Source organism: Pseudomonas sp. c313, from assembly GCF_055407145.1.
In genome coordinates this window covers 582,197-603,594 of the sequence record NZ_JBUZRD010000003.1, presented here as the reverse complement: position 1 = coordinate 603,594, position 21,398 = coordinate 582,197, and the positions used below count along the sequence as shown (strand labels likewise).

Annotated in this window: 22 protein-coding genes; 12 read left to right on the top strand and 10 right to left on the bottom strand. The window is 59.7% G+C overall.

Annotated elements, in window-relative coordinates:
* The 7 genes from ACZRKZ_RS12290 to ACZRKZ_RS12260 all read right to left on the bottom strand — a co-directional run bounded on the left by ACZRKZ_RS12290 (position 1) and on the right by ACZRKZ_RS12260 (position 7,561).
* Positions 1–846, bottom strand: coding sequence for a carbohydrate ABC transporter permease (locus ACZRKZ_RS12290; RefSeq protein ID WP_133099513.1), 846 nt, complete (start codon positions 844–846; stop codon positions 1–3).
* Complete coding sequence (locus tag ACZRKZ_RS12285; RefSeq protein ID WP_463966873.1) at positions 839–1,747, bottom strand: carbohydrate ABC transporter permease; 909 nt, start codon at positions 1,745–1,747, stop codon at positions 839–841. The genes ACZRKZ_RS12290 and ACZRKZ_RS12285 overlap by 8 nt, the downstream gene beginning before the upstream one ends.
* Before the next feature lie 75 nt (positions 1,748–1,822).
* Positions 1,823–3,109 (bottom strand): ABC transporter substrate-binding protein, encoded by a 1,287-nt coding sequence (locus tag ACZRKZ_RS12280; protein ID WP_149413781.1) that lies wholly within the window; start codon positions 3,107–3,109, stop codon positions 1,823–1,825.
* 105 nt (positions 3,110–3,214) lie between these two features.
* Positions 3,215–4,474: a D-mannose isomerase gene (locus tag ACZRKZ_RS12275; protein ID WP_463981705.1), complete on the bottom strand. Its 1,260-nt coding sequence runs from the start codon at positions 4,472–4,474 to the stop codon at positions 3,215–3,217.
* A gap of 177 nt (positions 4,475–4,651) precedes the next feature.
* On the bottom strand, positions 4,652–5,497 hold the full coding sequence (locus ACZRKZ_RS12270; protein WP_463981704.1) for an ATPase: 846 nt from the start codon (positions 5,495–5,497) through the stop codon (positions 4,652–4,654).
* A gap of 119 nt (positions 5,498–5,616) precedes the next feature.
* On the bottom strand, positions 5,617–6,615 hold the full coding sequence (locus ACZRKZ_RS12265) for an NAD-dependent epimerase/dehydratase family protein (RefSeq protein WP_133099518.1): 999 nt from the start codon (positions 6,613–6,615) through the stop codon (positions 5,617–5,619).
* Between the two features lie 52 nt (positions 6,616–6,667).
* Complete coding sequence (locus ACZRKZ_RS12260; RefSeq protein WP_463966876.1) at positions 6,668–7,561, bottom strand: LysR family transcriptional regulator ArgP; 894 nt, start codon at positions 7,559–7,561, stop codon at positions 6,668–6,670.
* Between the two features lie 98 nt (positions 7,562–7,659).
* Here ACZRKZ_RS12260 and ACZRKZ_RS12255 point away from each other — a divergent pair, with 98 nt between their 5' ends.
* The 7 genes from ACZRKZ_RS12255 to ACZRKZ_RS12225 all read left to right on the top strand — a co-directional run bounded on the left by ACZRKZ_RS12255 (position 7,660) and on the right by ACZRKZ_RS12225 (position 15,219).
* Complete coding sequence (locus tag ACZRKZ_RS12255) at positions 7,660–8,061, top strand: ACT domain-containing protein (protein WP_463981703.1); 402 nt, start codon at positions 7,660–7,662, stop codon at positions 8,059–8,061.
* A 5-nt stretch (positions 8,062–8,066) separates the two neighbouring features.
* Positions 8,067–8,669, top strand: coding sequence for a LysE/ArgO family amino acid transporter (locus ACZRKZ_RS12250; RefSeq protein ID WP_463966878.1), 603 nt, complete (start codon positions 8,067–8,069; stop codon positions 8,667–8,669).
* A gap of 187 nt (positions 8,670–8,856) precedes the next feature.
* Positions 8,857–9,453 (top strand): superoxide dismutase, encoded by a 597-nt coding sequence (locus tag ACZRKZ_RS12245; RefSeq protein ID WP_463966879.1) that lies wholly within the window; start codon positions 8,857–8,859, stop codon positions 9,451–9,453.
* Positions 9,454–9,592: 139 nt separating this feature from the next.
* A complete protein-coding gene (locus tag ACZRKZ_RS12240) occupies positions 9,593–9,811 on the top strand; it encodes a hypothetical protein (protein WP_133099522.1) in 219 nt (72 codons plus the stop codon).
* Positions 9,812–10,034: 223 nt separating this feature from the next.
* Positions 10,035–12,086 (top strand): putative bifunctional diguanylate cyclase/phosphodiesterase, encoded by a 2,052-nt coding sequence (locus ACZRKZ_RS12235; RefSeq protein WP_463981702.1) that lies wholly within the window; start codon positions 10,035–10,037, stop codon positions 12,084–12,086.
* Between the two features lie 220 nt (positions 12,087–12,306).
* Positions 12,307–13,647 carry an imelysin family protein gene (locus tag ACZRKZ_RS12230; RefSeq protein ID WP_463981701.1) on the top strand — a complete coding sequence of 447 codons (1,341 nt, stop codon included), beginning with the start codon at positions 12,307–12,309 and terminating at the stop codon, positions 13,645–13,647.
* 117 nt (positions 13,648–13,764) lie between these two features.
* Positions 13,765–15,219, top strand: coding sequence for a TrkH family potassium uptake protein (locus ACZRKZ_RS12225; protein WP_463966882.1), 1,455 nt, complete (start codon positions 13,765–13,767; stop codon positions 15,217–15,219).
* Here the strand turns inward: ACZRKZ_RS12225 and ACZRKZ_RS12220 are convergent.
* Entirely contained in the window at positions 15,176–16,237 is a 1,062-nt protein-coding gene (locus ACZRKZ_RS12220) for an AraC family transcriptional regulator (RefSeq protein WP_463981700.1), read from the bottom strand. The two genes, ACZRKZ_RS12225 and ACZRKZ_RS12220, sit on opposite strands and share 44 nt — an antisense overlap.
* A 172-nt stretch (positions 16,238–16,409) precedes the next feature.
* On the opposite strand from ACZRKZ_RS12220, the gene ACZRKZ_RS12215 reads away from it, so the two are divergent.
* The 5 genes from ACZRKZ_RS12215 (at position 16,410) to ACZRKZ_RS12195 (ending at position 19,204) form a co-directional block, all read left to right on the top strand.
* Positions 16,410–16,721, top strand: a complete 312-nt coding sequence (locus ACZRKZ_RS12215; RefSeq protein ID WP_149413769.1) for an Mpo1-like protein — start codon at positions 16,410–16,412, stop codon at positions 16,719–16,721.
* 32 nt (positions 16,722–16,753) lie between these two features.
* Positions 16,754–17,344, top strand: coding sequence for an HD domain-containing protein (locus ACZRKZ_RS12210; RefSeq protein ID WP_463966884.1), 591 nt, complete (start codon positions 16,754–16,756; stop codon positions 17,342–17,344).
* A gap of 152 nt (positions 17,345–17,496) precedes the next feature.
* Positions 17,497–17,625 carry a hypothetical protein gene (locus tag ACZRKZ_RS12205; RefSeq protein ID WP_256666316.1) on the top strand — a complete coding sequence of 43 codons (129 nt, stop codon included), beginning with the start codon at positions 17,497–17,499 and terminating at the stop codon, positions 17,623–17,625.
* A 76-nt stretch (positions 17,626–17,701) separates the two neighbouring features.
* Complete coding sequence (locus ACZRKZ_RS12200; protein ID WP_463966885.1) at positions 17,702–17,884, top strand: hypothetical protein; 183 nt, start codon at positions 17,702–17,704, stop codon at positions 17,882–17,884.
* A gap of 120 nt (positions 17,885–18,004) precedes the next feature.
* The gene (locus ACZRKZ_RS12195; protein ID WP_463966886.1) at positions 18,005–19,204 is read left to right on the top strand and encodes an MFS transporter; all 1,200 of its coding nucleotides are present in this window, start codon (positions 18,005–18,007) and stop codon (positions 19,202–19,204) included.
* Here ACZRKZ_RS12195 and arfB read toward each other — a convergent pair.
* Complete coding sequence (gene arfB / locus ACZRKZ_RS12190; RefSeq protein ID WP_133099531.1) at positions 19,201–19,614, bottom strand: alternative ribosome rescue aminoacyl-tRNA hydrolase ArfB; 414 nt, start codon at positions 19,612–19,614, stop codon at positions 19,201–19,203. The two genes, ACZRKZ_RS12195 and arfB, sit on opposite strands and share 4 nt — an antisense overlap.
* A gap of 96 nt (positions 19,615–19,710) precedes the next feature.
* Positions 19,711–21,132, bottom strand: a complete 1,422-nt coding sequence (locus ACZRKZ_RS12185; RefSeq protein WP_463966887.1) for an amino acid permease — start codon at positions 21,130–21,132, stop codon at positions 19,711–19,713.
* Between the last annotated feature and the right edge of the window lie 266 nt (positions 21,133–21,398).

Genomic DNA, 21,398 nt, shown 5'->3' with positions numbered 1-21,398 from the left:
TTACCCCTTGACTGCGCCGGCCGTCAGCCCGCGCACGAAATACTTGCCTGCGATCACATAGACCAACAGGGTCGGCAGCCCGGCGATCATCGCCGCTGCCATATCAACGTTGTATTCCTTGGCCCCAGTACTGGTGTTGACCAGGTTATTGAGCGCCACCGTGATGGGCTGCGAGTCGCCACTGGAGAACACCACGCCGAAGAGAAAGTCGTTCCAGATCTGAGTGAACTGCCAGATCAGGCAGACCATGATGATCGGAGTCGACATCGGCAAAATGATCAGGCGAAAGATCGTGAAAAATCCTGCGCCATCCAAACGTGCCGCCTTCACCAGTACATCGGGAATGCTGACGTAGTAGTTACGGAAGAACAGCGTGGTGAACGCCAGGCCGTAAACCACGTGCACGAACACCAGGCCAGCGGTGGTGTTGGCCAGGCCCATTTTGCCCAGGGTGAACGAGGCCGGCAGCAGTACGGTCTGGAACGGCAGGAAGCAACCGAACAGCAACAGGCCGAAGAACAACTGCGAACCACGAAAACGCCACATCGACAGCACATAGCCGTTCAGTGCACCGATGGCGGTGGAGATCAGCACCGCCGGGACGGTGATCTTGATCGAGTTCCAGAAGTAGCCGTCAACCGTGGCCCAGGCCTTGACCCAGCCGATGCCGCTGACCACCGTCGGCCAGCTCAGCAGGTTGCCGGTGCTGATGTCTTCCGGCGTCTTGAAGCTGGTCAACAGCATGACCACCAGCGGCACCAGATACAGCAGCACGGCGAGGATCAGCACCGCGTAGATCGCGATGCGACTCAGGCTGATGGAGGATTTGTGGGCGAGACTAGTCATTGCGCTTGGTCCTCAGCTCGGAGTACAGGTAAGGCACGATGATTGCGAGAATCGCACCGAGCATCAGAATCGCACTGGCCGAACCCATGCCCATCTGACCGCGACTGAAGGTGAAGGAATACATGAACATGGCGGGCAGGTCGGACGAGTAGCCCGGACCACCGGCAGTCATCGCCGCCACCAGGTCGAAACTCTTGATGGCGATGTGCGCCAGAATCATCACTGCGCTGAAGAACACCGGACGCAGGCTGGGCAGCACCACTTTCCAGTAGATGTGCGGCATGCTCGCGCCATCGATCTGGGCGGCACGAATGATCGATTGATCGACACCGCGCAGGCCAGCCAGGAACATCGCCATGATAAAGCCCGAGGCTTGCCACACTGCGGCAATCACCAGGCAATACACCACACGATCAGGGTCGATCAGCCAGTCCAGGCGAAAGCCTTCCCAGCCCCAGTCACGCAACAGTTTGTCCAGGCCCATGCCTGGGTTGAGCAGCCATTTCCAGGCGGTACCGGTGACGATCATCGAGAGCGCCATCGGGTACAGGTAAATGGTACGGATAAAACCTTCGCGGCGGATGCGCTGGTCGAGGAACACCGCCAGCAGCACGCCGATTACCAGGGTGATGCCGATGAACATCCCTCCGAAAACCGCGAGGTTCTTGCTCGCCACCCACCAGCGGTCGTTGTCGAACAACCGTGCGTATTGCGCCAGGCCTACCCATTTGTAGGACGGCAGGAAAGTCGAGTTAGTGAACGACAGAAGGAACGTCCACAGGATATAGCCATAAAAGCCCACCAGAACGATGAACATGCTGGGCGCCAGCACCAGTTTGGGTAGCCAGCGCTGCAGTGCATCGAACGGCGAGGCTTTGCTGAACACAGCAACAGAACTCATGGGGAAAATCCGCGCAAGGGGAAAATTACAAAGGCATTCCTTGTGGGAGCGGCGGTGCGCCGCTCCCATAGGGGTTTACTTGGCAGACTTGATCGCTGAGCCCAGTTGCTTGGCGGTTTGCGCAGGGTCGGCCTTCGGGTCGTTGATGAAGTTGGTCACCACGTCAAAGAACGCGCCCTGTACGGCCAGCGTGGTCGCCATGTTGTGCGCCATGCTTGGTTGCAGGCCGCCGGACTTGGCATCCACCAGGAAATCCTTGGCCGCGGTCTGGGCGCAGGAGTCAAAACCGTACTTGCCCATGTCGCTCAGCATGTCGTTACGAACCGGGATCGAGCCCTTGTTGATGCTGAAGACTTTCTGGAAGTTCTCACCCAGGACGACCTTGGCGATGTCCTGCTGACCCGCCGCAGTGCCCTTGTCTTTCTGCTTGAACACCGCCAGGGAGTCGATGTTGTAGGTGAAGGCTTTTTCGGTGCCAGGGAAGGCTACGCATTCGTAGTCCTTGCCGGCGACTTTCTTGGCCGCTGTCCACTCGCTCTTGGCCCAGTCACCCATGATCTGCATACCGGCCTTGCCGTTGATGACCTTGGCCGCTTCCAGGTTCCAGTCCTGGCCCTTGCCATCGGCGTCCATGTAGGTCGCGACTTTCTTCAGTTCTGTCAGCGCCTTGACCATTTCAGGACCGGTCAGGGTGGCGTTATCCAGATCGACCAGGGCTTTCTTGTAGCCGTCTACACCCATGACCGAAAGCACTACGGCTTCGAAAACGGTGCTGTCCTGCCAAGGCTGGCCGCCGTGAGCGAGCGCGATGAAACCCGCCGCCTTGAGCTTGTCGCCGGCCGCGTAGAATTCCTGGAGGGTGGTAGGATTTTTTTCGATACCGGCTTTTTTGAAGACTTCAGGGTTGATCCACAGCCAGTTGACGCGGTGAATATTCACCGGCACGGCGACGTATTCACCTTCGTACTTCACGGTATCGGAGACTTTCTTGTCGAGCAGGCTGTCCCACTTCTCTTCCTTGGCAACGTCCTTCAGGACGTCGGTGTCGAGCAGCCCGGTAGACGCCCATTCCTGGATGTCCGGGCCTTTGATCTGGGCAACACCTGGCGGGTTGCCAGCGACCGCACGGCTTTTCAGCACGGTCATGGCTGTGGCACCACCGCCACCTGCGACGGCGCCGTCTTTCCAGGTGAAGCCGTCTTTCTCGACTTGGGCCTTCAGGACATCTACCGCCGCTTTCTCACCGCCGGAGGTCCACCAATGCACAACTTCAACCGTCCCTTTCGAGTCGGCGGCAAGAGCAGTGAGGGGAAACAACGAGGCAATGGAAATAGCGACGGCGAGGCGATTAATCGCGTTCATCTGAGTACCTTTTCTTGTTGTTATGCATGCAAGTCTGGTGCTTGCGCTGCATGGGATTCTAAACAGGGATTTTTGACTTGCAGGTAACAAAGGGACGCTCGAATGTCACCAGCTGGTTACATGGGCAGCCGTGCCCAGAGCGCTGGCCATGCTCGGGGATAAGGGGAGGCCGGGCAGCAGCACCGCTTGCCAGGCATGGTACAGGTCCGGCTTGCCGCCCCAGATCTTGCTGCTCGGCAGGTTTTTCGGGTTCAGTTCATGGTGCCAACTGCCATGAATGCGGTCGATAAAGCGGGTTTCACAGAACTCCCAGAACCGCCGATACCAGGCTTCGTAATGCAGCTCGCCGGTGCGTTTGAGCAAGGCCTGTGCAGCGGCGCTGGCTTCGGCGTGGGTCCAGTGCAAACGCTCGCGCACCACCGGGCGTTGCTCCCAGTCGAGGGTGTAGACGATGCCGGGCGTGCCATCCACGGCCCAGCCGTATTCGCAGGCGCTGGCGAACAAACCCTTGGCGTCGGCCAGCAGCCAGTCGGGTGTAACCAGCCCGGCTTGCTCGCGCGCCGCTTCCAGATGCAGTACCAGCCGCGCCCACTCAAAGCCATGGCCAGGGGTGATGCCGTAGGGACGAAAGCCGTCAGCCGGGTTGTCTTCGTTGTAACCGCGCAACGGTTGCCAGTGGCGGTCGAAGTGTTCGATCACCATAAATTGATTGGCGCCAGCGTGGTTGTGGATAACACGCTCGACGATGCGCAGCGCCCGGTCCAGCCAACGCTTGTCACCCGTGACATCGGCCAGGGCAAGGAAGGCCTCGGTGGCGTGCATGTTGCTGTTGGCACCGCGATAGGCTTCTACGCCGCTCCAGTCCTGCGCGAAGGATTCGAGCATCGCGCCCTCCTCCTCGCTCCAGAAATACTGGTCGATGATATGGATGGCGTCGTTGAGCAAGGTTTGCGCACCGGGTGCGCCGGCTACCACGGCAGAGCTGGCCGCCAGGGCGACAAAGGCATGCAGATAGGCAGCCTTGCCGGTGTTGCCGTCGCTGGCGCCAGGGGTCGCGAACCAGCCGCCATATTCAGCATCCCGCAGCGGGCCGCTGAGGCTTGCGACGCCGTGTTCCACCAGATCGGCGTAACCCGGCAGCCCCATGGCATGGGCCATGGCGAAGCTGTGGGTCATGCGGGCGGTGTTCATGGTTTCGGCGCGGGCATTGGTGGGCAGGCGACCTTGGTCGTCGAGGTTGCCGAAACCGTCCGGGAGTTTGGAGGCCTTGGCGAACGACAGCAGGCGCTGGCCTTCGGCGGAGAGCCAGGCGTGATGGGCAGGTGCGTTCAGCCAACTGCTGGAAGGCAGCGGTTGCATGGTCATGATTGGCCCTTTTTGTTTTTGTGGGATGGCAGGAGTCTAAACAAAGGGTGGGCGGGGGCAAGTAACGAAGGGGGCTGGAAATGTCACTGGCTGGTGACATGAATCGAACAGATCACTTGTGATGAGGGCTTGTTGTGGCAAACCCCCTCGCCACAACAAGCCCACTCATTCAGGAGGTCATTGCCCGAGCGGCGTGACCTTGGCTGGCGCGTTGAGTTGCTGTTGCAGGTTCTGCACCTGGCTCTGCAAGGTGGTGATATTGCGGGTGGTCTGGATGCGGAACACATCGAATTCTTTGTTGGTAGGACCCTCGGAAGCAGCCGGACGGTTGTCCTGCTCGCTCTTGAGTACCAGTAGATCCTGCTCCAGACGGGCGATGGCTACCGTTGGATTGCCCTGTTTCTTCAAGGACGCTACATCGGTGCTCAGCTCCTTGACCTCGGCATTCACCTTGCCCGCTTCAACTTGAGCGGCTTTAAGCGTCGCCAGTTCAGCCGCCAGGGCTTTGGCCTGGGCTTGCAATTGCACATTGGCAGTCGCCAGCTCAGTGGTGCTGGCAGTCATCTGCGCCAGGCGCTTGTCCAGGTCGGTAGCCTGGCCGGCCACGCCTTGTTGCTGCTTGCCCTGCTCCAGCAATTGGCTTTCAAGCTGCTTGATCTGCATCTTCAGCGCTTCGCTGCCGTTATTGACGCTGGCCTCACTGGCCACCACCTTGCCGGAAATGTCCTGCAGGCGCCCTGCCGCCTCTTCGCTAATGCGCGCGAAGCTTTCCTGGGTCGCCACCAACTGCTGCCCCATCAGGGAAATCTGCTGGAAGCTCCACCAGGCAAGACCGGCGAAGGCGAACAACAGCGCGCCAACCAATGCCCACAGCGGGCCGGTGCTCGCACTCTTGACCTTGACCACCGGTGCGGGTCGGGAGCGTACGGAAGTGGCCGGGGTCGGCACAAAATCATCGTCGTCCGCACTGTCGGCGCGAAGGCTCGGCACGTTGTCGAAGTCGTCGTTAGCATCGTTACGCATGAATCAACCTTAAACCCTTGAGGTAGCCACATGGAAAGCCCAGCGGCGGGAGTATAAACCCCTTGCACGTCGCGTTGATCGGCCATGAACCCGAAATTCGGCTCTCGGTGTATTGCCGGTTATTTGAAGGCCGCATCCTGAGCCTTCCACCAACTGCAAAACTCATCGAGAGCGGTCCACAGGCTGACCTTGGGCTGGTAGTCGAGGTAATGCTGGGCGCGGCTGATGTCGAGGGTGAAATCCTTGTTCATCACCTGCATCCCCAACCGTGACAGGGCAGGCTCCGGGCGCCCCGGCCACATCGCGCAAAACGCCTCGTTGAGCGCCGCAACGCTGTAGGACAAACCGTAGGAACGGTAACGGGTGACCTGAGGCAGTTCCATTTGCCGCATAACGTAGTTGACCACATCCCACACCGGCACCGGCGCGCCGTTACTGATGTTGTAAGCCTTGCCCAACGCAGAGCCCGTGGCGAGCAAACTGCTGAGCAGCGCTTCGTTGAGGTTGTGCACACTAGTGAAGTCGACCTTGTTCAGGCCATCACCGACGATCGCCAGACGATTTTTGCGCTGCATTTTCAACAGGCGCGGGAAGATGCTCATATCGCCGGCGCCCGTGACAAAGCGCGGGCGCAGGGCCAGTACTTCGAGGCCGAATTCCTGGGCGCCGAATACCTTTTGCTCAGCCAGGTACTTGGTGGCTGCATAAGGATGCTTGAAGCGTTTGGGCACTTGTTCTTCGGTCAGCCCCAGGTGATCGCGGCCATCAAAATAGATCGACGGCGACGACAAATGCACCAAGCGCCCGACCCGCTGCTTGAGGCAGGCTTCAACAACGTTTTCGGTGACCAGCACGTTGCCCTGGTGAAAGTCCTGGTAACGCCCCCAAAGCCCTACGGCGCCAGCGCAATGGACCACAGCTTCGACATCGTGGCACAGGTCGCGCACCAGGTCCGGATCATTCAAGTCACCCTGGATAAACTCGGCGCCGCGCCTTACCAAGTGCTCGACACCTTCGGCCCGGCGCCCGTTGACCCGCACGTCCAGGCCCTGCTCCAGGGCGAAACGCGCAAAGCGCCCGCCGATGAAGCCGCTTGCGCCGGTGACCAGAATTTTCATGTATTACTCCGCATTCTTTGGTTTTTCCTACCTGTTGCCTTGACGCTGACTGTCACTCCAAGGGCACCAGCAATTGGCCGCCGGCCCGGGCCAGATGCTCGGTCAACAAACCGAGCAATTGCCCGCCACTGCGCCAATGATGCCAGTACAGCGGCACATCAATGGGCTTATCTGGCAATAACTCCACCAGGAGACCGCGCTCAAGCTGGTCGCGCACCTGCAACTCGGGCACCAGGCCCCACCCTAAACCGGCTTCCGTCAGGCGGATAAAACCTTCGGAAGACGGGCACAAGTGATGCTCAAAACCACCGTCGACGCCCAAGGACGCCAGGTAGCGATGCTGCAGGAAATCGTCAGGGCCAAACACCAATGCGGGGGTACGCGCCAGTTGATCGGCACGCACGCCATCGGGAAAGTGCCGGGCGATAAATGCGGGGCTGGCCAGCGCCCGGTAACGCATCGCCCCCAGCAACAAACTGCGGGCACCGGCGACCGGCCGTTCACTGGCGCAAACACAGGCCGCCACTTCACCGGCACGCATGCGTTTGAGGCCAACGGTCTGGTCTTCTACCACAAGGTCCAGCAGCAGGTGCTGTTCGGCGCAGAAATCACCCACCGCTTGCGCCCACCAGGTCGCCAGGCTGTCGGCGTTCAAGGCGATGCGCAGGCGTTCGGGCATGCCCTCTTCGTCCAGCGCCGGGACCTGGCTTTGCAGGTCGCGCTCCAACAGCCGTACTTGCTGCACGTGGTTGAGCAACCTCCGGCCGATTTCCGTAGGCACAGGCGGCGTGGCTCGCACCAGCACAGGCTGGCCGATTCGCGCTTCCAACAGTTTGATGCGCTGGGAGATCGCCGATTGCGAGATGCCCAGCACCTGGGCACCGCGCTCAAAACCGGCTTGTTCCACCACCGCCGCCAGGGCGGAAAGCAATTTATAGTCGAACATCAGTTTCCCTAATGAGCGATCAGCAATATTGGTTTTTCTTATACAGCTTTGGGCCGGAGAATAGCCAGCATCGCTTCTTATCTTCAAGGATTATCCACATGGCTGGCGAAACCGCCCTGGCAACCCTGTTGCGGAGCATGAGCCCGCACCTCAATGACGGTGACTACGTGTTCTGCACCCTGGCCGACAACCGTATCCCGGAAGGTTGCGAGGTGATCGGCAGCTTCCGCGAGCAGGAAGGATTGACGGTAATCGTCGAGCGCCAGCAGGCCGAGCAGACCGGGTTGCCGTTCGAATATGTGGCAGCGTGGATCACCTTGAATGTGCATTCGGCCCTGGAAGCCGTTGGCCTGACCGCGGCATTCGCCAGCGCCTTGGGCAAGGCTGGCATCAGTTGCAACGTGATCGCCGGTTACTACCACGATCACTTGTTTGTCGGCCGCGACGATGCTGAACAGGCAATGACGGTGTTGCGGAAATTGGCGGCGGACGCGGAGTAAACCTTATGTGGCAAAGCTATGTGAACGGACTGCTGGTGGCCCTGGGGTTGATTATGGCCATCGGTACACAAAACGCCTTTGTCCTGGCGCAAAGCCTGCGCCGTGAGCATCACCTGCCGGTGGCGGCACTGTGTGTGGTCTGCGATGCGCTACTGGTGGCCGCCGGGGTGTTTGGGCTGGCGACGGTACTGGCGAGTAATCCATTGCTGCTGGCGATTGCGCGCTGGGGTGGCGCGGCGTTCCTGCTGTGGTACGGCGCCCTCGCCTTGCGTCGGGCCTGTTCGCGGCAGAGCATGGGCCAAGGGGCAAACCAAAAGGTTCGCTCGTTGCGTGCGGTGATGCTCAGCGCTTTGGCCGTGACGCTGCTCAATCCTCACGTGTATCTCGACACCGTATTGTTGATTGGGTCGTTGGGCGCCCAGCAAACCGAACCCGGCGCCTATGTAGCAGGCGCCGCCAGTGCGTCATTCCTGTGGTTTTCCGCCCTGGCCCTGGGTGCGGCGTGGCTGGCACCCTGGCTGGCGCGCCCTGCGACGTGGCGCCTGCTGGACCTGTTGGTGGCGGTAATGATGTTCAGCGTCGCCTATCAATTAATAAGCGCCGTCTGATCTTAATTGAAGAGCATCCAAAAGACTTTGGAACCTCTATCCCACACAGTTGTTGCGTGGTTATGCCGCACCCCCGGTGCTATGATCCTGTCCCTGCGCCGCAAAGAGTACAAACTCCCCGGCGCTTGTTTGGCCGCCCGTGATCGGCCTTGCGCTCACCGCAACTGACCTGATTAGGAGAATCATCATGGCTTTCGAATTGCCGCCGCTGCCCTACGCACACGATGCCCTGCAGCCGCACATCTCCAAGGAAACCTTGGAATTTCACCACGACAAGCACCACAACACCTATGTCGTGAACCTGAACAACCTGGTGCCTGGCACCGAGTTCGAAGGCAAGACCCTGGAAGAGATCGTCAAATCCTCTTCGGGCGGCATCTTCAACAACGCCGCTCAGGTCTGGAACCACACCTTCTACTGGAACTGCCTGGCGCCAAACGCTGGCGGTCAACCTACCGGCCCGCTGGCTGAAGCCATCAACGCTGCGTTCGGTTCGTTCGACAAGTTCAAGGAAGAATTCACCAAGACGTCCGTCGGCACCTTCGGTTCCGGTTGGGGTTGGCTGGTGAAAAAAGCTGACGGTTCCCTGGCCCTGGCCAGCACCATCGGCGCCGGCAACCCGTTGACCAGCGGCGATACCCCGCTGCTGACCTGCGACGTCTGGGAACACGCTTACTACATCGACTACCGCAACGTGCGTCCAAAGTATGTGGAAGCGTTCTGGAACCTGGTCAACTGGAAGTTCGTCGCTGAGCAGTTCGAAGGCAAGACCTTCACTGCTTAAGCAACCCTTGCAGTAGAAAGAGCCCGGCAATTGCCGGGCTTTTTTATGCGTTTTATGCGGTCAATATGGAACCCAATGAGTAGCTGCTGCCACCTAGTCGATGAGGAATAACCCTCTCATCCCTGTCGGAGATTTCACGATGTCTATGTCAGTATTAGCAGCACTCCCCGTGATTGGCGAGCTGGCCAAAGCGGCTGCCGATATAACCAAGTCGATCGCGCCCCTGATCCAACCCTTCGCCGATGTGGTAGCGAAAACATTGGGCGACACACTGAAAAACACAACCGCGGAGCAAAACAAGTCCGTAAATTTCGACGCCACGATAAAAGCTCAGAACAAGACCATCACGTTCAGCTGAGGTTCGAACCTCCAAAGCCACCGTTCCAAACCTGCCCATAAGTTACCCGTCTCCAGCCCCGCTACCGCGCAGGCGGATGTAAATCCGCCGCGCACCATCGCCCAGAAACGAGCCCGCGCGGTGTCAAACCTGCAACTGCTTCATTGTCCCTTTGACTGCCACCACAGGATTGCCAATACTCATGGCATATTGAGGCTACCCGCATGGAACAAGGAATGACCCTTTGAAGCTGGAACTCAAAAACAGCTTGTCGGTGAAGTTGCTACGGGTGGTGCTGCTTTCGGCATTGATAGTGGGCGTGGCGCTGAGCGTGGCGCAGATTGTCTTCGACGCCTACAAGACGCGCCAGGCCGTGGCCGGCGATGCCCAGCGCATCCTCGACATGTTTCGCGACCCCTCGACCCAGGCCGTCTATAGCCTGGATCGCGAAATGGGCATGCAGGTCATCGAAGGCCTGTTTCAGGATGACGCTGTACGCATGGCCTCCATTGGCCACCCCAACGAAGCCATGCTCGCGAAAAAAAGCCGCGATTTGCAGCAATCCCCCAGCCGCTGGCTCACTGACCTGATTCTCGGCCAGGAGCGCACCTTCACCACACCGCTGGTGGGGCGCGGGCCCTACAGCGAGTATTACGGCGACCTGAGCATCACCCTCGACACCGCCACCTACGGCAAAGGCTTTATTGTCAACTCGGTGATCATCTTTATCTCCGGGGTGCTGCGAGCCCTGGCCATGGGCCTGGTGCTGTACCTGGTCTATCACTGGCTACTGACCAAGCCGCTGTCGCGGATCATCGAACACCTGAGCTCGATCAACCCCGACCGCCCCAGCGAGCACAAGATCCCACAGCTCAAGGGCCACGAAAAGAACGAGCTGGGCCTGTGGATCAACACCGCCAACCAGTTGCTCGAGTCCATCGAACGCAACACCCATCTGCGCCACGAGGCGGAAAACAGTCTGCTGCGCATGGCCCAGTACGACTTCCTCACCGGCCTGCCCAATCGCCAGAAACTGCAGGAGCAACTGGACAAGATCCTGATCGACTCCGGACGCCGGCAACGGCGAGTGGCAGTGCTGTGCGTCGGGTTGGATGACTTCAAAAGCGTCAACGAGCAGTTCACCTACCAGGTCGGCGACCAATTGTTGCTGGCCCTGGCCGACCGTCTGCGCGCCCACAGCGGCCGCCTCGGCGCCCTCGCCCGCTTGGGGGGCGACCAGTTCGCCCTGGTCCAGGCCGATATCGAGCAACCCTACGAAGCCGCCGAACTGGCGCAAAGCATCCTCGATGACCTGGAAGCCGAGTTTGCCCTCGACCACGAGCAAATCCGCCTGAGGGCCACCATCGGCATCACCCTGTTCCCGGAAGACGGCGACAGCACCGAGAAGCTGCTGCAAAAAGCCGAACAGACCATGACGTTGGCCAAAAGCCGCTCACGCAATCGCTATCAGTTCTATATCGCCAGCGTCGACAGCGAGATGCGCCGCCGCCGCGAACTGGAGAAAGACCTGCGCGAGGCCTTGGGCCGCAATCAGTTTTACTTGGTGTATCAGCCGCAAATCAGCTACCTCGATCACCGTGTGGTCGGCGTCGAAGCGTTGATTCGCTGGCAACACCCGGAACACGGCTTGGTACCGCCCGATCTGTTCATTCCCCTGGCGGAACAGAACGGCACGATTATTTCCATCGGCGAATGGGTGCTGGACCAGGCTTGTCGGCAACTGCGGGAATGGCATGACCAGGGTTTCACCGAACTGCGCATGGCGGTCAACCTGTCCACGGTGCAGTTGCACCACGCCGAGTTGCCGCGAGTGGTCAATAACCTGCTGCAGATCTACCGCCTGCCGCCCCGCAGCCTGGAGCTGGAAGTCACCGAAACCGGCCTGATGGAAGACATCAGCACCGCCGCCCAGCACCTGCTGAGCCTACGCCGTTCCGGGGCGCTGATCGCCATTGATGACTTCGGCACGGGTTACTCATCCCTCAGCTACCTGAAAAGCCTGCCGCTGGACAAGATCAAGATCGACAAGAGCTTCGTCCAGGACCTGCTGGACGACGACGACGATGCCACCATCGTGCGGGCGATCATTCAATTGGGCAAAAGCCTCGGCATGCAGGTCATCGCCGAAGGAGTGGAGACTGCCGAGCAGGAGGCCTACATCATCTCCGAAGGCTGCCATGAAGGTCAGGGCTATCACTACAGCAAGCCATTACCGGCGCGGGAGTTGGTGGCATACCTGAAACAAGCCGAGCGCAATAACTCCTTGATTCTGTGATGGATTTTTGCTCACTACACGGCATAGCCGCTGTTGAGTAGAACGAGGCAGCGGCTATGCCGATGATGGCACTCCGGGGCGCGGTGCTGGGCCAGTGGCAAATCGATATTAACTATTTACAACGTTAACCCTTTACAGAAAATGCAAATCTTTCGCATTATGTCGTAGTTTTGCGCGCAGCCATGCGCCCCCGATAATCTACCGAAGCAGGATGTTCGCCATGATTCGTATGCCCCTGGCCACCGCCAGTCTGCTGGCCATTGCCATTTCTCTCGCCGGTTGCGGTGAGGGCAAAGACAAGGCTGCTGCTCCTCAAGCACCTGCTGCAGCCGCCAGCACTACCGCACCCGCTGCCGGCACGGCAGGCCAGGTCGACGAGGCCGCCGCCAAGGCAGTGGTCGCGCATTACGCTGACATCGTGTTCGCTGTCTACAGCGACTCCGAGTCCACGGCGAAAACCCTACAAACCACCATCGACGCCTTCCTTGCCAAGCCGAACGACGAAACCCTGAAAGCGGCCCGTACCGCCTGGATCGCCGCACGCGTGCCGTACCTGCAGAGTGAAGTGTTCCGCTTCGGCAACACCATCATTGACGATTGGGAAGGTCAGGTGAACGCCTGGCCATTGGACGAAGGCCTGATCGACTACGTCGACAAAACCTACGAACACGCCCTCGGCAACCCGGGCGCCACCGCCAATATCATCGCCAACACCGAGATCCAGGTCGGCGAAGACAAGATCGACGTCAAGGACATCACTGCAGAAAAACTCGCCAGCCTCAATGAGCTGGGCGGTTCCGAAGCCAACGTCGCCACCGGCTACCACGCCATCGAATTCCTGCTCTGGGGCCAGGACCTGAACGGTACCGGCCCTGGCGCCGGCAACCGTCCGGCCTCGGACTACCTGCAAGGTGAAGGCGCCACTGGTGGCCACAACGAGCGTCGCCGTGCTTACCTGAGCGCTGTGACCCAACTGCTGGTCAGCGACCTGGAAGAAATGGTCGGCAACTGGAAGCCCAACGTCGAAGACAACTACCGCGCCACACTGGAAGCGGAACCTGGCACCAACGGCCTGCGCAAAATGCTGTTCGGCATGGGCAGCCTGTCCCTGGGTGAACTGGCGGGCGAACGCATGAAGGTGTCCCTGGAAGCCAACTCGCCGGAAGACGAGCATGACTGCTTCAGCGATAACACCCACAACTCACAGTTCTACGACGCCAAAGGCATCCGTAACGTCTACCTGGGCGAATACACCCGTGTCGACGGTACCAAGCTGACCGGCGCCAGCCTGTCCTCCCTGGTGGCCAAGACTGACCCAGCCGCCGACGAAGCCCTCAAGGCTGACCTGGCTGCCACTGAAGCGAAAATCCAGGTCATGGTTGACCACGCCAACAAGGGTGAGCACTACGACCAACTGATCGCGGCAGGCAACGAAGCTGGCAACCAGATTGTGCGCGACGCCATCGCCTCCCTGGTCAAGCAAACTGGCTCCATCGAGCAGGCGGCCGGCAAGCTGGGCATCGGCGACCTGAACCCGGACAGTGCCGATCACGCGTTTTGATCGCCAAGGGTTGAGTGAGTGAATGAGGCGGCCTTCGGGTCGCCTTTTTTATGCCCGGTTTACATGGACTGCACCACAGGTAGAATGGCGGCCTTTCCTGTCACCCGAGTGGACCTCATGGCGTTGCCGACCTTACGGATCATCGGTTTCATTATCGGCATCTTCCTGATCACCCTCGCGATCGCCATGGTGGTGCCAATGGCGACCCTGGTGATTTTCGAACGCACCAGCGACCTGCCGTCCTTTCTCTGGGCCAGCCTGATCACCTTTATCGCAGGGTTGGCCCTGGTCATCCCCGGTCGCCCGGAACACGTGCACCTGCGTCCTCGGGACATGTACCTGCTGACAGTCTCCAGTTGGGTGGCCGTCTGCATGTTTGCCGCGCTGCCATTCCTGCTGACCCAACGCATCAGCTACACCGACTCCTTCTTCGAAAGCATGTCCGGCATCACCGCCACCGGTTCCACGGTGCTCAGCGGCCTGGACAACATGTCGCCGGGCATCCTGATGTGGCGCTCGCTACTGCACTGGCTCGGTGGTATCGGCTTTATCGGCATGGCGGTGGCGATCCTGCCACTGCTGCGTATCGGCGGCATGCGCCTGTTCCAGACCGAGTCCTCGGACCGTTCGGAGAAGCTCATGCCCCGCTCGCACATGGTGGCGCGACTGATTGTGGCGGCCTATGTCGGTATCACCATCCTCGGCAGCCTAGCGTTCTGGTGGGCTGGGATGAGCCTGTTCGATGCGATCAACCACGCCATGTCGGCAATTTCCACCGGTGGTTTCTCCACCTCTGACGAGTCCCTGGCCCACTGGAAACAGCCGGCGGTGCACTGGGTAGCAGTGGTGGTGATGATTATGGGCAGCTTGCCGTTCACCTTGTACGTCGCCACCTTGCGCGGCAACCGGCGGGCGCTGCTCAAGGATCAGCAGGTGCAAGGCCTGCTCGGATTGCTGCTGGTGACCTGGCTGGTACTGGGCTCCTGGTACTGGTGGACTACCAATCTGCACTGGCTGGATGCGTTGCGCCACGTGGCACTGAACGTTACCTCCGTGGTGACCACCACCGGTTTCGCCCTTGGGGACTACAGCCTGTGGGGCAACTTCTCACTGATGTTGTTCTTCTACCTGGGCTTTATCGGTGGCTGCTCGGGCTCCACGGCGGGCGGGATCAAGATCTTCCGTTTCCAGGTGGCCTACATCCTGCTCAAGACTAACTTGAACCAGCTGATTCACCCGCGTGCAGTGATCAAGCAGCAGTACAACGGTCACCGTCTGGACGAGGAGATCGTGCGTTCGATCCTGACCTTCTCGTTCTTCTTCGCCATCACTATCTGCGTGATCGCCCTGGCCCTGTCACTGCTGGGCCTGGACTGGATGACCGCGTTGACCGGCGCCGCCAGTACCGTATCCGGCGTAGGCCCTGGGCTGGGAGCAACCATCGGCCCAGCTGGCAACTTCTCCAGCCTGCCGGATGCAGCCAAGTGGATCCTGTCCCTGGGCATGCTGCTGGGACGGCTGGAGATCATTACGGTGTTTGTGCTGTGCATTCCGGCATTCTGGCGTCACTGACGGTCGCGGCACCCTCCAACAACCGCGCCCGGTACTCGCCGGGCGTGGCATCGAACCAACGCCGGAATGCCCGGAAGAAGTTGCTCGGATCGGCAAACCCCAACAAGTAGGCAATTTCCAGCAGGGTCATCGACGGCTGCGCCAGGTATTGCTCGGCCAGTTCGCGACGGGTGTCGTCCAGTAGGGTCTGGAAACTGGTGCCCTCCTCCTGCAAGCGCCGTTGCAGGGTGCGCTGGGACAGGTGCAACGCCTGGGCCACCACCTCGCGCTTGGGTTCCCCTTGGGGCAGCAGCCGGCACAGCATTTGCCGCGCCTTGTGGGTCACCCGACTTTCCGAAAAGCGCGCCAGATACTCGCCGGCGAAGCGATCATGCAGCAACGCCATCGCCTCGTTCGCCGTGGGCAGTGGCGCTTCCATATCCGATCGTTCGAAGATCAGCGCGTCATAAGGGGCGTTGAACACCAGGGGCGCATGGAATGCCTGTTTATAGGGCTCCAGATCCGCCGGCTGATCGCCCTGCACCAGCACCTTGCGCGGTTGCAGGGTTCGTCCGGTCAGCCAACCGCATAATGCCAAGGCACAGGCCAGTGACGCCTCGGCACTTTGCCGGGTGGGTGGTAGATGGTCGCCGTGTACCGTAAGAATCAGCGCATAGCCTTCGGGTAAAAGTCGGAAACTCAGGTCGGCGCTTTCGGCAATGATCCGCTGATAACGCACCAGGCGCATAAAGCCTTCAGCCAGGGTGCGGCTGGACATCAAGGCATAGCCAGCCACATGAAACGACGCCGGGCGCACTACCTTGCCCATGTTCAGGCCAATCGCCGGGTTGCCCGACAACTCCACCGCCCGCTGCCAGAGCCGGGTCATGGAGTCCTGCGGGAAGCGTGCATCAGGATCATCCAGAGCGGCGTAGTCCAGGCCAAGCTGCTTGAACAAGGCGCGGCAATCCAGGCCGTCCATCTCCAGTGCCTTGACTATCCCCATCGCCCAGCTTGCAGAAGTCGTTCGTTCGCTCATGGCGTTTTTTAACACGTTTTCCAATAAAGGTAGGCTGAAACCACAGCCAAGAACCCAAGGATACTAAAGTGGCATCTATTGTCACTGGCCGTTACCACTGATGACTCTAGACTCAAATAAGCTCCCCGCCGAACATCTGTCGAGCAGAACAATAAACAAAGGGCCATCCACCGTGGAAAACGTCAGACAATTCAAAAGCTTCGCCGAGTTTTATCCCTATTACCTGAGTGAACACGGCAACAGCACCTGCCGCCGCCTGCATTTTATTGGCACCAGCCTGGTGATTTTTATTCTGGCCTTTGCCGTGGGCAAAGGCGCCTGGTGGCTGCTGCTCGCGTTGCCGGTGGCCGGCTACAGCTTTGCCTGGATCGGCCACTTTTTCTTCGAAAAGAATCGTCCGGCGACCTTCCAGCATCCGCTTTACAGCTTGTTGGGGGATTTTGTGATGTACCGCGACATGGTTCTGGGCAAGGTACCGTTTTAGTCCACGCCTTAAAAACAATAAGAGAACCGCCGATGAACCAGCAGGCCCGCTTCACCCATATGCAGGACGGCACCCAGGAAGACTGGGCGATCATCGCCAAGGATTTCAGCGCCTATGCCCGGCAATTGCCGACACGGATTGTCGCGCACCTGCGGTTATTGGAGGGCGACTTCGGCGGTTTCCCGGTGGACCGCCTGACCCACTCGCTGCAAACAGCCAGCCGCGCCTGGCACGATGGCCGTGACGAAGAGTACGTGGTGTGCGCACTGCTCCATGACATCGGCGATACCCTGGGTTCCTATAATCACCCGGACATCGCCGCCGCTATCCTCAAGCCCTTCGTCAGCCCCGAAAATTTATGGATGGTGGAAAAGCACGGGGTTTTCCAGGGCTACTACTTTTTCCACCACCTGGGGATGGACCGCCACTTGCGCGAGCAATTTGGTGACCACCCGCAGTACCAGCAAACCATTGAGTTCTGCGCGCAGTACGACGCGGCGGCGTTCGACCCGGCCTACGACACCCTGGCGTTGAGCTTTTTCGAACCGATGCTGGCCCGGGTCTTTGCCCAGCCGAAGAACTCAATCTACAAGGCGGCGATGGAGCGCCAGGGCCAAGTGTGACCTCTTGTCACTTGCGTCTTTGCGATGAAGGTTCGTACATCCGCCGATATAAAAGTCTTTTTGTCATTTACAGTGCTGTATCCTGCCAAGGCTTTCTGAAAGCGCGGAATCACCTGCAATTGAAAAAACAGACCTTGCGAGGAGCGACGACGATGCACGAAATACCTAATCTCCCCTTCCCAAGCCTGCGCGAAACTGAGCAGCCAACCCCGCAACAGGCCGGCAGCGAACAGCCCCAGCCAAAAGAGGCAAAGCCAGTCGACAGCGAAAGCCAGGACTGAGCGCCGTACCCAGACCGTGTGGAAAGCGTGACATTGAGCGCTTTCCACACCGCCTGAACACCGTGAGACACCCGCCATGACCAACACCACCAACACCCCACCCGACAACGCCTTGCTCGACACTGCCTTGCAGATGGTCGATGTCTGGAACCGCCTCAGCGCGCAAAAACAGGCCCTGCTGCTCAAGCGCTTCGGCACCCAGGAAAACGCCCTTGCCGCCCTGGTAACCACGCAATTGCTCAAACCTACCGAGCGCTGACTGGCAGCTGGCATCCCAGGCCTTTGATCCAGGCTTTTTCGTTTTGCCGCCCTGCATCGACCAATGCATCGGTATCATAAGCTGCCTATCTTTTCCTGCTGCGACAGTGGACCTCTCCCCATGCCAGATACCCAGCGCCCCATGGCGGTCACACTGCAAGTTGTTTCCATTGTTCTCTTCACCTTCATCGGCTACCTGAATATCGGCATTCCCCTGGCCGTGCTGCCGGGCTATGTGCACAGCGACCTGGGCTTCGGCGCCGTCATCGCTGGTTTGGTAATCAGCGTGCAATACCTGGCCACCCTGCTGAGCCGACCGTATGCCGGGCGCATCATTGATAACCTGGGCAGCAAGCACGCAGTGATATATGGCCTGGCAGGTTGCGGCCTGAGCGGCGTGTTCATGTTGCTCTCGGCCTGGCTTTCGGACCTGCCGGCGCTGAGCCTGACCAGCCTGTTGATCGGCCGCCTGGTGCTCGGCAGCGCCGAAAGCCTGGTGGGCTCAGGCTCCATCGGCTGGGGCATTGGCCGGGTCGGCGCAGCGAACACCGCCAAGGTCATCTCCTGGAACGGCATCGCCAGCTACGGCGCCCTGGCGGTCGGCGCGCCGCTGGGGGTGCTGCTGGTCCGTCACTTCGGGCTATGGAGCATGGGCGTCAGCATCATCTTGCTCGCAGTGCTGGGCTTGCTGCTGGCCTGGCCGAAAGTGGCGGCGCCCATCGTGGTGGGCGAGCGCTTGCCATTCATGCATGTGCTGGGCCGCGTACTACCCCACGGCTGTGGCCTGGCGTTGGGCTCTATTGGTTTTGGCACCATCGCCACCTTCATCACCCTGTATTACGCCACCCAACAATGGGACAACGCGGTGCTGTGCCTGAGCCTGTTCGGCGCCAGCTTTATCGGCGCGCGGCTGTTGTTCGGCAACCTGATCAACCGTATTGGTGGCTTTCGCGTGGCGATTGTCTGCCTGTCGGTGGAAACCCTGGGCCTGCTGTTGCTGTGGCTGGCACCGGACGCCCATCTGGCCCTCGCCGGGGCGGCGTTAAGCGGGTTTGGCTTTTCCCTGGTGTTCCCGGCATTGGGTGTGGAGGCGGTCAATCTGGTGCCAGCCTCCAGCCGGGGCGCGGCGGTGGGGGCGTATTCGCTGTTTATCGACCTGTCGTTGGGCATCACCGGGCCACTGGCCGGGGCGATTGCTGCGGGGTTCGGCTTTGCGTCAATCTTCCTGTTTGCAGCCATTGCGGCGTTTTGCGGGTTGCTGCTGAGCCTGTACTTGTACCGGCAGGCGCCGAAGCACCGTGAAGAGCGGCAAGCGACCTAGAAGTCGACCTTGCCGCGTCCGGCCTTGATGCTGCCGCGCTTGGTCTTGGATTCCAGGCGACGTTTTTTTGAGCCCAAGGTGGGTTTGGTGGGGCGGCGCTTCTTTTCGACCTTGGTAGCGCTGAGGATCAACTCCACCAGGCGTTCCAGGGCATCGGCGCGATTCTGCTCCTGGGTCCGGTATTGCTGGGCCTTGAGGATCAGCACACCTTCGCTGGTGATGCGACTGTCGCGCAGGGCCAGCAGGCGTTCCTTGTAGAACGCCGGCAGGGACGAGGCAAGGATGTCAAAGCGCAGGTGCACGGCGCTGGAGACCTTGTTGACGTTTTGACCACCGGCGCCTTGGGCGCGGATGGCGGTCAACTCGATCTCGGCGTCGGGCAGGTGCACGTTGTTGGAAATCACCAGCATGGAAAGCAAGGTCCGTGGTTCAAGGGAGTCAAGGATACGCGAAGGCAGGAACGGACAAACCCGGCATATCGCCGGGTTTGCTGTGATGCAGGGGAGTTACTTCAGTTGCGAAACCTGCGCACTCAAATCCTCCCGAGCCTTGCGCTTATTCTTAATGATGTAGCAAACCCACATAAACGCCACCCACACCGGAATCGCATACACCGAAACCTGAATCCCCGGAATCATCAGCATGATGCCCAGGATAAACACCACAAACGCCAGGCAAACGTAGTTGCCGTAGGGATACCACAGCGCCCTGAACAGCGGCACCTGGCCGGTGCGGTTCATGTGTTGGCGGAACTTGAAGTGGGAGAAGCTGATCATCGCCCAGTTGATCACCAGCGTTGCAACCACCAGGGACATCAACAGTTCCAGCGCATGTTGCGGGATCAGGTAGTTCATCAGCACCGCGACAAACGTAATCACCGCCGACGCCAGGATCGAACGCACCGGCACGCCGCGCTTGTCGATCTTCGCCAGAGCCCTGGGCGCGTCACCCTGCTCGGCCATGCCCAGCAGCATACGGCTGTTACAGTAGGTGCCGCTGTTGTACACCGACAGCGCTGCCGTCAGCACTACGAAGTTGAGGATGTGCGCGGCGGTGTTGCTGCCCAGCATCGAGAACACTTGGACGAACGGGCTGCTGCTATAGGCATCGCCGGAGGCATTGAGGGTCACCAGCAAGCTGTCCCACGGCGTAAGTGACAACAGCACGACGAGGGCGCCGATGTAGAAAATCAGAATCCGGTAGATCACCTGGTTGATGGCCTTGGGAATCACGGTCCGTGGCTGGTCCGCTTCAGCAGCAGTGAAACCGAGCATTTCCAGGCCGCCGAAGGAAAACATGATGATCGCCATGGCCATCACCAAGCCACCAACGCCATGGGGAAAGAAGCCGCCGTGTTCCCACAGGTTGGTCACCGAGGCTTGTGGCCCGCCATTGCCGCTGACCAGCAGGTAGCTGCCCAAGGCGATCATGCCGATGATGGCGATCACCTTGATGATCGCAAACCAGAATTCTGCCTCGCCAAAGACTTTGACGTTGGCCAGGTTGATCGCGTTGATCATCACGAAAAATACCGCGGCCGAGGCCCAGGTCGGGACGTCCGGCCACCAGTAATGCACGTATTTGCCGACGGCCGTAAGCTCCGACATGCCCACCAGAATGTAGAGAATCCAGCAGTTCCAGCCCGACAGAAAACCGGCGAATCCGCCCCAATACTTGTGGGCAAAGTGACTGAAGGAACCGGCTACAGGCTCTTCGACGATCATTTCGCCGAGCTGGCGCATGATCATGAAGGCGATAAAGCCGCAGATGGCGTAGCCGAGGATCATCGACGGCCCGGCGGATTTCAGCACGCCGGCCGACCCCAGGAACAGCCCGGTACCAATCGCGCCACCGAGGGCGATCAGTTGAATATGACGATTTTTCAGGCCGCGCTTCAGTTCACCTGAATGCGAGTTGGGTTCACTCATGAAAAAGGCCTCACGCCAGGTTTGATGATGTTCGTTGCACGTTGCTACCCCGGTAACGTAATCAGGAAGCGCCGATCAAAACCCAACACCGTAAAAAATCCGCGCATTGTACACCGCAAAACCCACTCGGACCGAACTCCGCGTTTCACCGACCAGATATCTGCAGGTGTCTGTTCAGCACTCGCTGAGGCAAATTCGTGCGACAACAGGAAATTGGCGAAGGCTCTTTCCTGCTGACAACTCCCAGCTAGACCACTGTTTTCAAT

Excerpts from the sequence above, each read along its gene's own strand:
- ACZRKZ_RS12260 (WP_463966876.1), bottom strand. The coding sequence starts at position 7,561 with ATGTTCGACTATAAATTGCTTTCCGCCCTGGCGGCGGTGGTGGAACAA.
- ACZRKZ_RS12265 (WP_133099518.1), bottom strand. The coding sequence starts at position 6,615 with ATGAAAATTCTGGTCACCGGCGCAAGCGGCTTCATCGGCGGGCGCTTT.
- ACZRKZ_RS12280 (WP_149413781.1), bottom strand. The coding sequence starts at position 3,109 with ATGAACGCGATTAATCGCCTCGCCGTCGCTATTTCCATTGCCTCGTTG.
- ACZRKZ_RS12270 (WP_463981704.1), bottom strand. The coding sequence starts at position 5,497 with ATGCGTAACGATGCTAACGACGACTTCGACAACGTGCCGAGCCTTCGC.
- arfB (WP_133099531.1), bottom strand. The coding sequence starts at position 19,614 with ATGCTGGTGATTTCCAACAACGTGCACCTGCCCGACGCCGAGATCGAG.
- ACZRKZ_RS12275 (WP_463981705.1), bottom strand. The coding sequence starts at position 4,474 with ATGACCATGCAACCGCTGCCTTCCAGCAGTTGGCTGAACGCACCTGCC.
- ACZRKZ_RS12205 (WP_256666316.1), top strand. The coding sequence starts at position 17,497 with ATGCACGAAATACCTAATCTCCCCTTCCCAAGCCTGCGCGAAACTGAG.
- ACZRKZ_RS12210 (WP_463966884.1), top strand. The coding sequence starts at position 16,754 with ATGAACCAGCAGGCCCGCTTCACCCATATGCAGGACGGCACCCAGGAA.
- ACZRKZ_RS12285 (WP_463966873.1), bottom strand. The coding sequence starts at position 1,747 with ATGAGTTCTGTTGCTGTGTTCAGCAAAGCCTCGCCGTTCGATGCACTG.
- ACZRKZ_RS12200 (WP_463966885.1), top strand. The coding sequence starts at position 17,702 with ATGACCAACACCACCAACACCCCACCCGACAACGCCTTGCTCGACACT.
- ACZRKZ_RS12230 (WP_463981701.1), top strand. The coding sequence starts at position 12,307 with ATGATTCGTATGCCCCTGGCCACCGCCAGTCTGCTGGCCATTGCCATT.
- ACZRKZ_RS12225 (WP_463966882.1), top strand. The coding sequence starts at position 13,765 with ATGGCGTTGCCGACCTTACGGATCATCGGTTTCATTATCGGCATCTTC.
- ACZRKZ_RS12185 (WP_463966887.1), bottom strand. The coding sequence starts at position 21,132 with ATGAGTGAACCCAACTCGCATTCAGGTGAACTGAAGCGCGGCCTGAAA.
- ACZRKZ_RS12255 (WP_463981703.1), top strand. The coding sequence starts at position 7,660 with ATGGCTGGCGAAACCGCCCTGGCAACCCTGTTGCGGAGCATGAGCCCG.
- ACZRKZ_RS12290 (WP_133099513.1), bottom strand. The coding sequence starts at position 846 with ATGACTAGTCTCGCCCACAAATCCTCCATCAGCCTGAGTCGCATCGCG.
- ACZRKZ_RS12220 (WP_463981700.1), bottom strand. The coding sequence starts at position 16,237 with ATGAGCGAACGAACGACTTCTGCAAGCTGGGCGATGGGGATAGTCAAG.
- ACZRKZ_RS12245 (WP_463966879.1), top strand. The coding sequence starts at position 8,857 with ATGGCTTTCGAATTGCCGCCGCTGCCCTACGCACACGATGCCCTGCAG.
- ACZRKZ_RS12250 (WP_463966878.1), top strand. The coding sequence starts at position 8,067 with ATGTGGCAAAGCTATGTGAACGGACTGCTGGTGGCCCTGGGGTTGATT.
- ACZRKZ_RS12240 (WP_133099522.1), top strand. The coding sequence starts at position 9,593 with ATGTCTATGTCAGTATTAGCAGCACTCCCCGTGATTGGCGAGCTGGCC.
- ACZRKZ_RS12195 (WP_463966886.1), top strand. The coding sequence starts at position 18,005 with ATGCCAGATACCCAGCGCCCCATGGCGGTCACACTGCAAGTTGTTTCC.